This is a genomic window from Mitsuaria chitosanitabida ATCC BAA-476 = NBRC 102408 (assembly GCF_001598255.1).
In the GTDB taxonomy this organism is placed as follows: Bacteria; Pseudomonadota; Gammaproteobacteria; order Burkholderiales; family Burkholderiaceae_C; genus Roseateles; species Roseateles chitosanitabidus.
Window position 1 is genome coordinate 30,067 of record NZ_BCYP01000038.1, and the last position, 14,562, is coordinate 44,628.

The window sequence follows — 14,562 nt, forward strand, 5'->3', positions numbered from 1 at the left end:
CCATGAATCCCTCACGTCCCTTCATCGAGCGGCCGGTCGCGACCTCGCTGCTGATGCTGGCCATCCTGCTGGCCGGCCTGCTCGCTTACCGGCTGCTGCCGCTGTCGGCGCTGCCCGAGGTCGACTACCCGACCATCCAGGTGACCACGCTGTATCCGGGCGCGAGCCCCGATGTCATCTCCACCACCGTCACCGCGCCGCTGGAGCGCCAGTTCGGCCAGATGCCGGGCCTGGGCCAGATGACCTCGTCGAGCTCCGGCGGGGCCTCGGTGATCACGCTGCGCTTCTCGCTGGGCCTGTCGCTGGACGTGGCCGAACAGGAAGTCCAGGCGGCCATCAACGCCGGCAGCAACCTGCTGCCCAGCGACCTGCCCATGCCACCGGTCTACAGCAAGGTCAACCCGGCCGACGCGCCGGTGCTGACCATCGCGGTGACCTCGCCCTCGCTGCCGGTGATCAAGGTCCATGACCTGGTCGAGAACCGCCTCGCGCCCAAGCTGTCGCAGGTGGACGGGGTCGGTCTGGTCAGCATCGCCGGGGGCCGCAGGCCCGCCGTGCGCATCCAGGCGAATCCGCGCGCGCTCGCCGCGCTGGGCCTGTCGCTGGACGACGTGCGCAGCGCCATCGCGGCGGCCAACGTGAATCAGGCCAAGGGCAGCTTCGACGGCTCGCAGCGCGCGTCCACCATCGACGCCAACGACCAGTTGCGCTCCGCCGCCGAGTACCAGAACCTGATCATTGCCTGGAAGAACGGCAACCCGCTGCGGCTGAGCGACGTCGCCGAGATCGTCGACGACGCCGAGAACCTGCGGCTCGCGGCCTGGGCCGACACCACGCCCGGCGTGATCCTGAACGTGCAGCGCCAGCCCGGCGCCAACGTGATCCAGACGGTCGACCGCGTGAAGGCGCTGCTGCCCAAGCTGCAAGGGACGCTGCCGGCCTCGGTCGACGTGCAGGTCCTGGCCGATCGCACCACCACCATCCGCGCCTCGGTCGACGACACCGAGATCGAGCTGCTGCTGGCCATCGTGCTGGTGGTCGCGGTGATCTTCCTGTTCCTGCGCTCGGGCAGCGCCACGCTGATTCCCAGCGTCGCGGTGCCGCTGTCGCTGGTGGGCACCTTCGGCGTGATGTACCTGGCCGGGTTCTCGATCAACAACCTGACGCTGATGGCGCTGACCATCTCGACCGGCTTCGTCGTCGACGACGCGATCGTGATGATCGAGAACATCGCCCGCTACGTCGAGGAAGGCGACTCGCCGATGGAGGCCGCCTTCAAGGGCTCCAAGCAGATCGGCTTCACCATCATCTCGCTGACGGTCTCGCTGATCGCGGTGCTGATCCCGCTGCTGTTCATGGGCGACGTGGTGGGCCGGCTCTTCCATGAATTCGCGATCACGCTGGCGGTGTCCATCCTGATCTCGGCCTTCGTCTCGCTGACGCTGACGCCGATGATGAGCGCCCGCCTGCTCAAGCCCGAGACCGAGCAGAAGCACTCGCGGCTCGGCAGCTGGTTCGGCGACAAGTTCGAGGCCATGATCCAGGCCTACGGCCGCGGCCTCGATTGGGTGCTGGACCGCCCGGTGCTGACGCTGCTGGGCTTCGCCGCGACGCTGGCGCTGACGGCGCTGCTCTACGTGATCGTGCCCAAGGGCTTCTTCCCGGTGCAGGACACGGGCTTGCTGCAGGTCATCACCGAGGCCACGCAGAGCACCTCCTTCGACGCCATGAGCGAGCGCCAGCAGAAGCTGGCCGCGGTCTTCCTCGAAGACCCGGACGTGGACCACATCGCGTCCTTCATCGGCGTGGACGGGGCGAACGCCTCGCTCAACACCGGGCGCATGCAGATCACGCTCAAGCCCTTCGCGCAGCGGCACGCGTCGGCGACCGAGATCATCGCGCGCCTGAACGAGGCCAACCGCAAGGTCGCCGGCATCACCGCCTACATGCAGCCGGTGCAGGACCTGACCATCGAGGACCGCGTCTCCAAGACGCAGTACCAGTTCCTGCTGAGCTCGCCCGATTCCGGCGACCTGCAGAAGGCCAACGACGCGCTGCTGGAGCGGCTCAAGCAGCTGCCGCAGCTGGCCGACGTCGCCAGCGATCTGCAGAACCAGGGCCTGCAGGCCTGGGTGCAGATCGACCGCGAGGCGGCCGGCCGTCTGGGCGTGACCGTCGCGGCCATCGACACCGCGCTGTACAACGCCTTCGGCCAGCGCCTGATCTCGACCATCTACACCCAGTCCAGCCAGTACCGCGTGGTGCTGGAGGCGGCGCCCGAATTCCGCAACGGGCCGCGCGCGCTGGACGGCCTGTACGTGCCCGGCAGCACGGCGACGACCAACGCCGCCGGCAACACGGTGAACACGACGGTGCAGGTGCCGCTGAGCTCGGTCGCGCGCATCGTCGAGCGCCCGACCGCGCTGGCGATCAACCACGTGGCGCAGTTCCCCGCCGCGACCATCTCCTTCAACCTGCCGCCCGGCGTGGCGCTGGGCGACGCGGTCAAGGCGATCAAGACGGAGCAGGCCAATCTCGATCTGCCCATCAGCGTCGAGACCAGCTTCCAGGGCGCGGCGGAGGCCTTCAGCAACTCGCTGTCGAGCACGCTCTTCCTGATCCTGGCGGCGGTGGTCACGATGTACATCGTGCTGGGCGTGCTCTACGAGAGCTACATCCATCCGGTGACCATCCTGTCCACGCTGCCCTCGGCGGGCGTGGGCGCGCTGCTGGCGCTGCTGCTGGGCGGGCTGGACCTGGGGATCATCGCGATCATCGGCATCGTGCTGCTGATCGGCATCGTCAAGAAGAACGCGATCATGATGATCGACTTCGCGCTTGAGGCCGAACGCGAGCAGGGCCTGGAGCCCCGCGCCGCGATCCACCAGGCCTCGCTGCTGCGCTTCCGCCCCATCCTGATGACGACCATGGCCGCGCTGCTGGGCGCCCTGCCGCTGATGCTGGGCACCGGCGTCGGCCATGAGCTGCGCCATCCGCTGGGCGTGACCATGGTCGGCGGCCTGATCGTGAGCCAGCTGCTGACGCTGTTCACCACGCCGGTGATCTACCTGGGCTTCGCGCGCCTGTCGCTGCGCTGGAAGGCGCATCGCGCGCGCAAGCAGACCGAGCGCGACGCGCACGAACACCGCGGCCCCGATGCGCCGCAGGTCGCCGATCCGTCGGGCGCCGCGCCCGGGGAGTCGTCATGAACATTTCGGCGCCGTTCATCGCCAGACCCGTGGCGACGACGCTGATCACGATCGGCGTCGCCCTGGCCGGCTTGCTGGGCTATCACTTCCTGCCGATCGCGCCGCTGCCGCAGGTGGACTTCCCGACCATCTCGGTGTCCGCCTCGCTGCCGGGCGCGAGCCCCGACACCATGGCCGCGACCGTGGCCACGCCGCTGGAGCGCGCGCTGGGCAGCATCGCCGGCGTGACCGAGATCACCTCGCGCTCCTCGCTGGGCTCGAGCAACGTGACGCTGCAGTTCGACCTGAGCCGCGACATCGACGGCGCGGCACGCGACGTGCAGGCGGCGATCAACGCCGCGCGCACGCTGCTGCCCTCCGGCCTGCCCAGCAATCCGACCTACCGCAAGGTCAACCCGTCCGACGCGCCGATCATGATCCTGGCGCTGACCTCGCAGACGCTGACGCGCGGCCAGATGTACGACACCGCGTCGACGGTGCTGGCGCAGCGCCTGGCGCAGGTCAGCGGCGTGGGTCAGGTCAACGTCGGCGGCGGCGCGCTGCCGGCGGTGCGGGTGGAGCTCAATCCGGACAAGCTGGCGGCCAACGGCATCTCGCTGGACCAGGTCCGGCAGGCCATCACCAACACCAATGCGAATCGGCCCAAGGGCTCGGTCGAGGCCTCCGGCCGCTACTGGCAGATCGGCGCCAACGACCAGGCCCGCACCGCGGCCGAGTACGCGCCGGTGGTGCTGTCCTATCGCGACGGCGCGGCGCTGCGGCTGCGCGACGTGGCCGATGTCGTGGACTCGGTGCAGGACGTGCGCAACTACGGCGCGTCCAACGGCCAGCCGGCGATCCTGCTGTTCATCCAGAAGGAGCCCGGCGCCAACATCATCGAGACGGTGGCCCGCGTGCGCGAGCTGCTGCCGCGTCTGCAGGCCTCGATTCCCCCGGCCATCGAGCTCAAGGTCATCAGTGACCGCACGCCCACGATCCGCGCCTCGCTCGACGAGGTGCAGCGCGCGATGGCGATCGCGGTGGGACTGGTGATCCTGGTCGTGCTGCTGTTCCTGCGCAGCTGGCGCGCGACGCTGCTGCCGGCGGTGGCGGTGCCGGTGTCGCTGGCCGGCACCTTCGGCGTGATGTACCTGTGCGGCTACAGCCTGGACAACCTGTCGGCCATGGCGCTGACGGTGGCCACCGGTTTCGTCGTCGACGACGCGATCGTGGTGCTGGAGAACATCACCCGCTACATCGAGCAAGGCCTCAAGCCGGTCGAGGCCGCGCTGCGCGGCGCGCGCGAGATCGGCTTCACGGTGATCTCGATCAGCCTGTCGCTGATCGCCGTCTTTATCCCCATCCTGCTGATGGGCGGCGTCGTGGGCCGCCTGTTCCGCGAGTTCGCGGTCGTGCTGTCCTCCGCCATCCTGGTGTCGATGATCGTGTCGCTGACGACGACGCCGATGATGGCCTCGCGCGTGCTCAAGGCGCGCAAGGAACCGGAGCCCGGCGCGACCCGCCGCAAGGGCTGGTTCGCGCGAGCGGCCGGTCGCTTCAATCGCGGGCTGGCGCGCGGCTATCGGCGCTCGCTGATGTGGACGCTGCGGCATCAGCCGGTGGCGCTGCTGTCGCTGGTGGCGGTGATCGCGCTGAACGTGCATCTGTACGGGATCATTCCCAAGACCTTCTTCCCGCAGCAGGACACCGGCGTGCTGATCGGCGGCGTGCAGGCGGACCAGGGCAGCTCCTTCGAGATGATGCGCAAGCGGGTCGACCGCTTCATGGAGATCATCCTGTCGGATCCGGCGGTGGAGAACGTCAACGGCAACACCGGCGGCGGCCAGCGCAACGGCGCCAACTTCTACATCACGCTCAAGCCGCTGAAGGAGCGCAAGGTCTCGGCGGACCAGGTGGTGGCGCGGCTGCGGGACAAGATGTCGCACGAGCCCGGCGCGAATCTGTTCATGGTGCCGGTGCAGGACATCCGCATCGGCGGGCGGCAGGCCAACGCGCAGTACCAGTACACGCTGCAGGCCGACGACCTCAACGTGCTGCGCGAATGGGAGCCGCGCGTGCGCAACGCCTTCTCCAACCTGAACGAGCTGACCGACGTCAACACGGACCAGCAGGACAAGGGCGTGCAGACCTCGCTGGTGATCGACCGCGAGGCCGCGGCGCGGCTGGGCGTGACGGTGAGCACCATCGACACGACGCTGAACAACGCCTTCGGTCAGCGCCAGGTCGGCGTGATCTACAACCCGCTGAACCAGTACCGCGTGGTGATGGAGCTGGCCTCGCCCTATCTGCAGGGACCGGAGACGCTGCGCAAGCTCTACGTGCTGAGCAGCTCGGGCGCGCAGGTGCCGCTGTCGGCCTTCAGCCGCTTCGAGACGACCAACACGCCGCTGTCGGTCAATCACCAGAGCGGCACGCCGGCCTCGACCATCAGCTTCAACCTGCCCGAGGGCGTGTCGCTGTCGCAGGCCACGGACGCGATCAACAACGCGATGGCGGAGCTGGGCGTGCCGGTGTCGATGCGCGGGACCTTCTCGGGCACGGCCAACGCGTTCCAGGACTCGCTGAAGTCGCAGCCGATGCTGATCCTGGCGGCGATCGTGGCGATCTACCTGGTGCTGGGCATGCTCTACGAGAGCCTGGTCCATCCGGTGACCATCCTGTCCACGCTGCCCTCGGCGGGCGTGGGGGCGCTGCTGGCGCTGATGATGTTCAACACGGAGTTCTCGATCATCGCGTTGATCGGCGTGATCCTGCTGATCGGCATCGTGAAGAAGAACGCGATCATGATGATCGACTTCGCCATCGCCCGACAGCGCACCACGGCGCACCTGACGGCGGGCGCGGCGATCTTCCGCGCGGCCAAGCTGCGACTGCGGCCCATCCTGATGACGACCTTCGCGGCCATCTTCGGCGCGGTGCCGCTGGCCATCGGCAGCGGCGACGGCGCGGAGCTGCGCCAGCCGCTGGGCATCGCCATCGTGGGCGGGCTGATCCTGAGCCAGCTGCTCACGCTGTACACGACGCCGGTGGTCTTCGTGATGATGGAGCGGCTGCGCCAGCGCGTGATGCGCCGCCGCGCGGCCAGGAAGGCCCGCCGGGCCGACCGCGCCGCGACCCCGATGAATCCCGAGCCGCCCGCGGCTCCGACCCTGCAAGGCTGAAACATGCCGACCTCGATGCATTCGATGACCTCGACCCCCTCCCGCCGCTCGTCCCTCGCGGTGCGCGATGACCGCGACGGACGCGACCTGCCCGTGCCGCGCGACGCCGCGCCGCTTAGCCGCCTCGGACCGCGGCCCGGCCCTGTCACCCGCGTCGCCGCCGCGGCGCTGCTGATCGCGCTGATGAGCGGCTGCGCGGTGACGCGCGTCGACCCGCCGGCCCCGGTGGCCGCGCCGGCGCAGTTCAAGGAGGACGGACTCTGGAAGAAGGCGCAGCCCGGCACGGCCGAGGTCGTGCCCGAGCAGTGGTGGACGCTGTTCGACGATCCGGTGCTGAACGATCTCCAGCACAAGCTGGTGATCGGCAACGAGAACCTGAAGGCGGCCGTCGCGCAGGTGGCCGGCGCGCGCGCCGCGCTGGAGGCCAGCCGCTCGGCGCTGTTCCCGACGCTGTCGGCCGGACTCTCCGGCTCGCGCAGTGCGAGCCCGGACGGCAACGTCACCAACGGCGCCATCAATCGCGGACCGACCAACAGCGTGCAGGCCTCGTTGAACGCCAGCTGGGAAGCGGACCTGTGGGGCAAGCTGCGACTGGCCAGCGAGGGCGCGACCAGCACGCTGCAGGCGACCGCCGACGATCTGGCCGCCGCGCGGCTGAGCGCGCAGGCGACGCTGGCGCAGAGCTATTTCTCGCTGCGCACGGCCGAGGCGCAGGAGGCGCTCTACGAGCGCAGCGTGAAGTCCTATGAGCGCTTCCTCGACATGACGCAGGCGCGCTATCAGAGCGGCGTCGCCGCGCGCAGCGACGTGCTGCAGGCGCAGACGCAGCTGCGCACGGCCCAGGCGCAGCTGCTGGAGACGCGCACCACGCGCGGCCAGCTGGAGCACGCAATCGCGGTGCTGCTGGGATTGCCGCCGTCGGCGCTGGAGGTGTCCAGGAGCGCGACGCTGCCCAGGCCGCCGGAGGTGCCGACGCTGCTGCCCTCGCAGTTGCTGGAGCGCCGGCCCGACATCGCGGCCGCGCAGCGCCGCGTGGCGACGGCCTATTCGCAGATCGGCGTGGCGGACGCGGCCTACTTCCCGTCGCTGACGCTGTCGGCGAGCGGCGGCTATCGCAACAGCTCGCTGTCGAATCTGCTCACGGCGCCGAATCTGTTCTGGTCGCTGGGCCCGTCGCTGGCGCAAGCCATCTTCGATGGCGGCCAACGCAAGCTCGCGAGCGCGCAGGCGCGCACCAGCGCGGAGGTCGCGACCTCGACCTATCGCCAGACCGTGCTGACCGCGCTGCAGGAGGTCGAGGACAACCTCATCCTGGCCGACCACCTGCGCGAGGAAGCCAAGCTGCAGCAAGAGGCGGTCGAGTCGGCGCAACGCAACCTCGAGCTGGTCACCGACCAGTACCGCGCGGGCACCGTGTCCTTCCTCGAGGTCACCACCGCGCAGAACAGCGCGTTCACCGCGGAAGCCTCGCTGCTGTCGGTCCGCAACCGCCAACTGGCCGCGATCAACCTGCTGCTGAAGAACATCGCGGGACGGTGGTCGGCGGCTTGAGCCCGCCTTGATCCACTCGTCGGACAGGCGCTCAGGCCGTGGTCGTCCGTCGACGAGCAGCGATCGCGGCGCCTAGGGCCATCAGGGACAGAGCCAGAGTGAACGGCTCGGGGACGGTGAGCGCTTCGTTGTAGCTCAAGTTGTCGATGGCGAAATGGCGCCCCGATCCGTCCGTGTAGCCCGGATGAACGCCGGCATCGGCGATCGACTCGAAACGGATCTTGTCGACGCCGACCCAATCCAACAGGTAGTAATTCGAAGCCGTCGCGGACGGCATCAGTTGGGTCGAGTACAGCACCTGTCCCTGGTACGAACCGATGATCGAGACGACCAGACCGTCCATCCAGGCCGCAGTCATGTAGAAACCGTTCAACGTGAACGCCAACGGTGAGAGGATCTGTGCCGTCGCTCCACTGCGGTTGTAGGCGACCACATGCCCGCTCACCTGCCCGGCCCAATAGCCGGAGGGGATTCCCGTCGCGTTGGCCGCGCCGAAGTTGTTCCAGATCAGCCCCTGATAGTCGTCGGGCAAAGGCTCCCCGAAAATGCCGGGGTTTTGATCGTCGAAAGTGACGACCACCGCGTTCGCATGGCTTGCCGCAATCGCCAACACCAATGCGCCCAAAAAGGCGCAAACCTTCCTACGCATGGTCTTCTCCCTGTGATTACCTTGACAGCGAGCGCCGATGCTAGCGACGCGGTCAAACTCCGCATCTCCCTAGGCTGAAGCGCGCCCCCGCGTCACGATTGCTAGTGACTGCCAGGGAGCGCGATGGGGCGGTCGTTCGAACGCCTGAGCCGGCTCGCACAAATGCAAACGGCCGCGTGAGCGGCCGTTCTCTTCATTGCGCGCAGCGCCTGTCAGGCGGCCGAAGCCTTCTCCGCTTCCGCCTTCTCCAACGCGGCGTGGGCCTGCTGGTCGGCGTGGTAGCTGGAGCGCACCATCGCGCCGACGGCGGCGTGGGTGAAGCCCATCTTGTAGGCCTCTTCCTCAAACATCTTGAAGGTGTCCGGGTGCACGTAGCGGCGCACCGGCAGGTGGTGGCCCGACGGCGCCAGGTACTGGCCGATCGTCAGCATGTCGATGTTGTGCTCGCGCATGTCGCGCATGACCTGGAGGATCTCCTCGTCGGTCTCGCCCAGGCCGACCATGATGCCGCTCTTGGTCGGGACGCCCGGAACCGCTTCCTTGAAGCGCTTGAGCAGGTTCAGGCTGAACTGGTAGTCCGAGCCCGGACGCGCTTCCTTGTACAGGCGCGGCGCGGTCTCGAGGTTGTGGTTCATCACGTCGGGGGGAGCGGCCTTCAGGATGTCCAGCGCGCGGTCCATGCGGCCGCGGAAGTCGGGCACCAGCACCTCGATCTGCGTCAGCGGGCTCAGCTCGCGCACCTTGCGGATGCACTCGGCGAAGTGGCCGGCGCCGCCGTCGCGCAGATCGTCGCGGTCCACGCTGGTGATCACGACGTAGTTCAGCTTCAGCGCCGCGATGGTCTTGGCCAGATTCAGCGGCTCGTCCACGTCCAGCGGATCCGGCCGGCCGTGGCCGACGTCGCAGAACGGGCAGCGGCGGGTGCACTTGTCACCCATGATCATGAAGGTGGCCGTGCCCTTGCCGAAGCACTCGCCGATGTTGGGGCAGGAGGCTTCCTCGCAGACCGTGTGCAGCTTGTGCTCGCGCAGGATCTGCTTGATCTCGTAGAAGCGCGTGCTGGGGGAGCCCGCCTTCACGCGGATCCAGTCGGGCTTCTTCAGCTGCTCGGCGGGCACGATCTTGATCGGGATCCGCGCCGTCTTGGCCTGGGCCTTCTGCTTGGCGGTCGCGTCGTAGTCGGACGCGCTCTTGGCTTCGTGGGTGACGTTTTCGGTTGCCATCAGGCGTTCTCTCGGTTGCCGTGGTCGGGCCTCAGGGTTCCAGCTGCGCGGCGAGCCGTTCAGCGAACCGCTGGGCCACCGTGGCCCAGTCCGTGAAAACCCCGAGTGTACCGAGGTCCACCGTTTGGAGCCCTGCGTAGCCGCACGGATTGATGCCCAGGTAGGGCTTCAGGTCCATCGCGACATTCAGCGCCACGCCGTGGTACGTGCAGTGCCGGCTGATCTTGATCCCGAGCGCCGCGACCTTGCCCAGCCCCCGGAACGGGTCCGCCGGATCGGCCGGCCCGGTCAGGGCGGCATGCGCCCCCGGATCGTCCACCCGCACGTAGATGCCGGGCGCGCCGGCCACCCGGTGACCGGTCACGCCGAAACCCTCCAGCGTCTGGATGACGGCGGTTTCGAGGCGGAAGACGTATTCTTTGACGAAGATGCCGAGGCGTTTGAGGTCGATCAGCGGATAGGCGACCACCTGGCCCGGCCCGTGATAGGTGACCTGGCCGCCGCGGTTGGTCTGGACGACCGGGATGCCCTGGGCATCGAGCACGTGATCGGCCTGCCCCGCCAGCCCCTGCGTGTAGACGGGGTCGAACTCGCAGAGCCAGAGTTCATCGGGGGTGTCGGGGCCGCGGGCGTCGGTGAAGGCGCGCATCGCCTCCAGCGTGGCCGCGTAGTCGACGCGGCCCAGGGTCTTGATCAGCATCCCGGCATGCTAGCCGCGATGGGCCTAGCATCGCCCGCATCCGGACATTCAGGAGTGCGCCATGTCGCGCCGCATCCCCGCCTTCACCCCATCGGTGCTCGCCCTCGGACTTGGCCTCGGACTGGCGCTCGCGGGGCTCGGCTCAGCGTTCGGGGCGACCGCCGTCCATGCGGCGACGGCGACCATGACGGCGACGACAAACGCGACGGCGGTCCCGTCGTCGAAGGCCGCCGCCTCGGCACCCGCCACGGGCCTCACACTGGAACAGGCGCTCGACACCTACGAGCGCGGCGACCTGCTGCGGGCGGAGCGTCAGTTCCGGACGCTCTCCCAGCGCGGCTTGCCACTCGGCGACTACAACCTGGCCATGATGCATCTGCGCGGCGAGGTGTCCCGGCCCGATCTCAAGCTGGCCCGGGAGCTGCTGGTGCGCGCCGCGGGACGCGGCCTGGTGCGCGCGGAGTTGGCGCTGGGCTCGTATCACGAGCAGGGCGAGGACGGAAAGCCCGATCTGGTCCAGGCCCAGTCCTGGTATCTGAAGGCCGCCGAGCACGGCAGCGTCGATGCGCAGGTCGCCGTGGCGACCGCGTTCTATCTGGGTCGAGGGGCGGAAAAGGATCCGACGCAGGCCGCGACCTGGTACCGCGAGGCGGCCAAGGGCGGCGATGTCGGCGCGCAATACCTGATCGCGTCGATGTACGAGACGGGCTTGGGCGTGGACCGGGACCTGCGCCTAGCGCGCTACTGGTACGACATCGCCGCGCGCAACGGGGACGAGGCGGCGCCCTACAAGCTCAAGGCCGTCGACGACGCGATCGCCGCCGCGGCCGGCGCGGTGTGAGCCTCGCTCAGAGGACCACCTTCACCATCGGGTGGGTCGTGAGCGTGCGGTACAGCTCGTCGAGCTGCTCGCGGCTGGTCGCCGTGACCGTGATGGTCACGCCCAGGTAGTTGCCGCCCTTGCTCGGGCGCTGCTCGACGGTCCCGGCATCGAAGGCCGGATCGAACTGTCGCGCGACGCTGACGATGGCCTCGACGAAGCCCTCGACATGCGCCCCCATCACCTTGATGGGGAACTGCGAGGGGTACTCGATGAGCGACTGCTCGGGCGGGATCGGCGCGTTGGTGTAGTGGGTCATGATGGGAAATTCAAATAGGGGCGATCAGCGGCCTTGCAAGAGCTTGGCCCGCTGGTAGGCCTCGTAGAGCTTCGAATAGACGGGCCCGGGCTTGCCGCGCAGCGCGCCATGACCGACGGGCTCGTGGTCCAGCCGCGTCACCGCCGCGATCTCCTTGCTGGCCGAGGTCAGCAGGATCTCGTCGGCCGTGGTCAGCTCGGTCTCGGCGATGGGGCGCAGGTTGCAGGCGATGCCCAGCTCCTCGCAGAACTCGCGCAGCAGGCCCACGCGCACGCCCTCGAGCAGCAGCTCCCCCGGAGGGGGCGTCAGCAGCGCGCCGTCGCGCACCACCCACACATTGCTCGCCGAGCCCTCGGTCAGGAAGCCGTCGCGGATCAGCAGCGTCTCGTCCGCGCCCTGGTCCGCCGACATCTGCCGCGCCAGCACATTGCCCAGCAGCGAGGTGCTCTTGATGTCGCCCCGCTGCCAGCGGAAGTCGCGCGCGGTCACGCAGGCCAGGCCCTGATGTCGCTTCTCCGCGCTGATCGCCACCAGCGGCTGCGTGTAGGCGAGCACCGTGGGCTCGATGTCCCTGGGCATCGCGTGATCGCGGGGGGCGACGCCGCGCGTGACCTGCAGGTAGATGGTCTGGTCCTCGACCTCCGGCAGGTGCGCCACCAGGCTGTGGAACAGGTCCAGCCAGGCCTCGCGCTCGTAGGGGTCCTCGATGCGCAGCGACCTCAGGCTGTGGCTCAGGCGGTCCAGGTGGGCCTCGACGCGGAACAGCCGTCGGCCGTAGACCGGGATGGCCTCGTACACGCCGTCGCCGAAGAGGAAGCCGCGGTCCATCACCGGCACCTTGGCATCGCCGAGGCGGCCGAGGTGGCCGTTCAGGTAGCAGGGCAGATCGGTCCAGGGCATCGTCATCGCGGGCTCCCGTGGCGTCATGGAAAGAATCGTCGCGACCCGGCCATCGACTGTACGCCGCTGGCCCGGCCCGCCAACCCCGGCAAGCGAGGGGCCTTGGCCGGCGCAAAACAAAGCCGGCCCCGAAGGGCCGGCGCGGACATCGAGCGATCGCTCGATCAAGCCGTCAAGCGATCGCTCCTGGAAGCGACCTCATCGCAGGCTCACTTGATCCACAGACGGATCGCGTCCCAGGCGCGGCCGAAGATGCCGGCCAGCGGGACTTCCTGCAGCACCACCAGCGGCACCTCGGCCACGGGCGCGCCCGAGGCCGTGGTCACCTTCAGCGTGCCCACGCGCTGGTTCAGCGCCAGCGGAGCGACCAGCGGATCGGTGCGCTGGATGTCGGTCTTGAGCTTGCCGCCCTCGCCGCGCGGCACGGCCACGAACACGGCGTCGGCCGCGCCCAGCTTGGCCTCGGGGCTCGCGCCCTTCCACACCTTGACGGTCGTGATGGGCTGGTTCTTCTCGAACAGGCGCACCGCATCAAAGGCGGCGTAGCCCCAGTTCAGCAGCTTCTGGCTCTCGGTCGCGCGGGCTTCCTTGGAGGCCGTGCCCATCACCACGCTCAGCAGACGGCGCTTGCCGTTGGGCACCTCGCGCTGCGCGCTCACCGCCAGGCAGTAGCCCGCGGCATCGGTGTAGCCGGTCTTGCCGCCGTCCACCGACGGGTCGCGGCCCAGCAGCATGTTGCGGTTGAACTGGCGGATCTTGTTGAAGGTGTACTCGCGCTTGGAGTAGTACTCGGCGTAGTACTGCGGATGGTCCTGGATCACGTGGGCGAAGACCACGGCGATGTCGCGCGCCGAGGTCTTGTGACCCGGAGCGGTGATGCCGGTGACGTTGGTGAACGAGGTGTTCTTCAGGCCCCAGGCCTGCGCCTGCTTGTTCATCATGGAGACGAACTGCTCGACGGTACCGCCGACGGCCTCGGCCAGCGCGACGGAGGCGTCGTTGCCCGACTGGATGATCATGCCGCGGATCAGCTCGTCGACCTTGGGCGTCATCGTGGTGTCGATGAACATCAGCGACGGATCGCCCTTGCGCTCGTCCCAGGCGCGCTTGGACACGGTCACCGTCTGGTCCAGCGTCAGGCGCTTGGCCTTGATCGCGTCGAACACGATGTAGGCCGTCATCAGCTTGGTCAGCGAGGCCGGATCCTGCGGGACGTCGGCGTCGCGCTCGGCCAGGGTCTGGTGCGTGGTCAGGTCCAGCAGGACGTAGTTGCGGGCCGCGATCTCGGGCGGCGTCAGCGCCTGCGCCGAGGCGCCGTTCATCAGGAAGCCGGACAGACCCACGCCGAGGGCCAGGGAAGCAAGGAATCGTTTCATTCGGAGGAAGTCCTCAGATGCGCGCGACGCCGGCGGGATGCCAGCTGCGCAACACCAGGTTCTTGAGCAGCGGCAACTGCCCATGGAAGAAATGCCCGACACCGGGCACCACGATGACCGGCAGCGCCTGCGGGCGCGCCCAGTCCAGCACCGCCTGCAGCGGCACCACATCGTCCTGTTCGCCGTGGATCACGACGGTATCGGCGGGCACGGTGGCCACGCCGAAGCGGCTCGCGGCCGGGCCCACCAGCAGCAGGCGCTCAGCCGGCTGCGCCAGCTGGAGCGCCGCCTGCGACGCGACGAAGCCGCCGAAGGAGAAGCCCGCCAACGCCAGCGGCTGCGCCGGATCGCGGAACTCGGCGATCACGGCCGAGGCGTCGTCGACCTCGCCGCGGCCCTCGTCCCAGCCGCCCTCCGACTGGCCGATGCCGCGGAAGTTGAAGCGCACCGCGCGGTAGCCCAGATGGACGAAGGCGCGCGCGATGGTCTGCACCACCTTGTTGTCCATCGTGCCGCCCTGCGTGGGATTGGGGTGGCAGATCACCACCACGCCGCGCAGCGGGCCGGCGTCGACCGCGGGCTCGTCGACGGCGCATTCGATCGCGCCGGCCGGACCGGCGATCAGCCGGCGCTGGGTCTGTGCATTCATGACGC

At 68.8% G+C, this 14,562-nt stretch carries 11 protein-coding genes; 4 read left to right on the top strand and 7 right to left on the bottom strand.

The window, feature by feature from the left end:
• Nucleotides 1–2 precede the first annotated feature (2 nt).
• From MCHT01_RS22725 to MCHT01_RS22735, 3 genes are read left to right on the top strand one after another with little or no spacing between them, the layout of a single operon-like run.
• The gene (locus MCHT01_RS22725; protein WP_084453250.1) at nucleotides 3–3,209 is read left to right on the top strand and encodes an MdtB/MuxB family multidrug efflux RND transporter permease subunit; all 3,207 of its coding nucleotides are present in this window, start codon (nucleotides 3–5) and stop codon (nucleotides 3,207–3,209) included.
• On the top strand, nucleotides 3,206–6,370 hold the full coding sequence (locus MCHT01_RS22730; RefSeq protein ID WP_067069194.1) for a multidrug efflux RND transporter permease subunit: 3,165 nt from the start codon (nucleotides 3,206–3,208) through the stop codon (nucleotides 6,368–6,370). The genes MCHT01_RS22725 and MCHT01_RS22730 overlap by 4 nt, the downstream gene beginning before the upstream one ends.
• Nucleotides 6,371–6,394: 24 nt before the next feature.
• Nucleotides 6,395–7,921 (top strand): efflux transporter outer membrane subunit, encoded by a 1,527-nt coding sequence (locus MCHT01_RS22735; protein WP_148661681.1) that lies wholly within the window; start codon nucleotides 6,395–6,397, stop codon nucleotides 7,919–7,921.
• 31 nt (nucleotides 7,922–7,952) lie between these two features.
• Here the strand turns inward: MCHT01_RS22735 and MCHT01_RS22740 are convergent, their stop codons facing one another.
• The 3 genes from MCHT01_RS22740 to lipB all read right to left on the bottom strand — a co-directional run bounded on the left by MCHT01_RS22740 (nucleotide 7,953) and on the right by lipB (nucleotide 10,493).
• A complete protein-coding gene (locus tag MCHT01_RS22740) occupies nucleotides 7,953–8,570 on the bottom strand; it encodes a hypothetical protein (RefSeq protein ID WP_067069197.1) in 618 nt (205 codons plus the stop codon).
• Between the two features lie 212 nt (nucleotides 8,571–8,782).
• Nucleotides 8,783–9,793 carry a lipoyl synthase gene (lipA, locus tag MCHT01_RS22745; RefSeq protein ID WP_067069200.1) on the bottom strand — a complete coding sequence of 337 codons (1,011 nt, stop codon included), beginning with the start codon at nucleotides 9,791–9,793 and terminating at the stop codon, nucleotides 8,783–8,785.
• 31 nt (nucleotides 9,794–9,824) lie between these two features.
• Complete coding sequence (gene lipB, locus MCHT01_RS22750; protein WP_067069202.1) at nucleotides 9,825–10,493, bottom strand: lipoyl(octanoyl) transferase LipB; 669 nt, start codon at nucleotides 10,491–10,493, stop codon at nucleotides 9,825–9,827.
• 61 nt (nucleotides 10,494–10,554) lie between these two features.
• On the opposite strand from lipB, the gene MCHT01_RS22755 reads away from it, so the two are divergent.
• Nucleotides 10,555–11,334, top strand: coding sequence for a tetratricopeptide repeat protein (locus MCHT01_RS22755; RefSeq protein ID WP_067069205.1), 780 nt, complete (start codon nucleotides 10,555–10,557; stop codon nucleotides 11,332–11,334).
• A gap of 7 nt (nucleotides 11,335–11,341) precedes the next feature.
• On the opposite strand, the gene MCHT01_RS22760 is transcribed toward MCHT01_RS22755, so the two are convergent.
• The 4 genes from MCHT01_RS22760 to MCHT01_RS22775 form a co-directional block, all read right to left on the bottom strand.
• Nucleotides 11,342–11,632 carry a DUF493 family protein gene (locus tag MCHT01_RS22760; RefSeq protein WP_067069207.1) on the bottom strand — a complete coding sequence of 97 codons (291 nt, stop codon included), beginning with the start codon at nucleotides 11,630–11,632 and terminating at the stop codon, nucleotides 11,342–11,344.
• 24 nt (nucleotides 11,633–11,656) lie between these two features.
• Nucleotides 11,657–12,538, bottom strand: coding sequence for a D-amino acid aminotransferase (locus tag MCHT01_RS22765; protein ID WP_067069210.1), 882 nt, complete (start codon nucleotides 12,536–12,538; stop codon nucleotides 11,657–11,659).
• Nucleotides 12,539–12,741: 203 nt separating this feature from the next.
• A complete protein-coding gene (locus MCHT01_RS22770) occupies nucleotides 12,742–13,908 on the bottom strand; it encodes a D-alanyl-D-alanine carboxypeptidase family protein (RefSeq protein WP_067069213.1) in 1,167 nt (388 codons plus the stop codon).
• 13 nt (nucleotides 13,909–13,921) lie between these two features.
• A complete protein-coding gene (locus MCHT01_RS22775; protein ID WP_067069216.1) occupies nucleotides 13,922–14,557 on the bottom strand; it encodes an alpha/beta hydrolase in 636 nt (211 codons plus the stop codon).
• Between the last annotated feature and the right edge of the window lie 5 nt (nucleotides 14,558–14,562).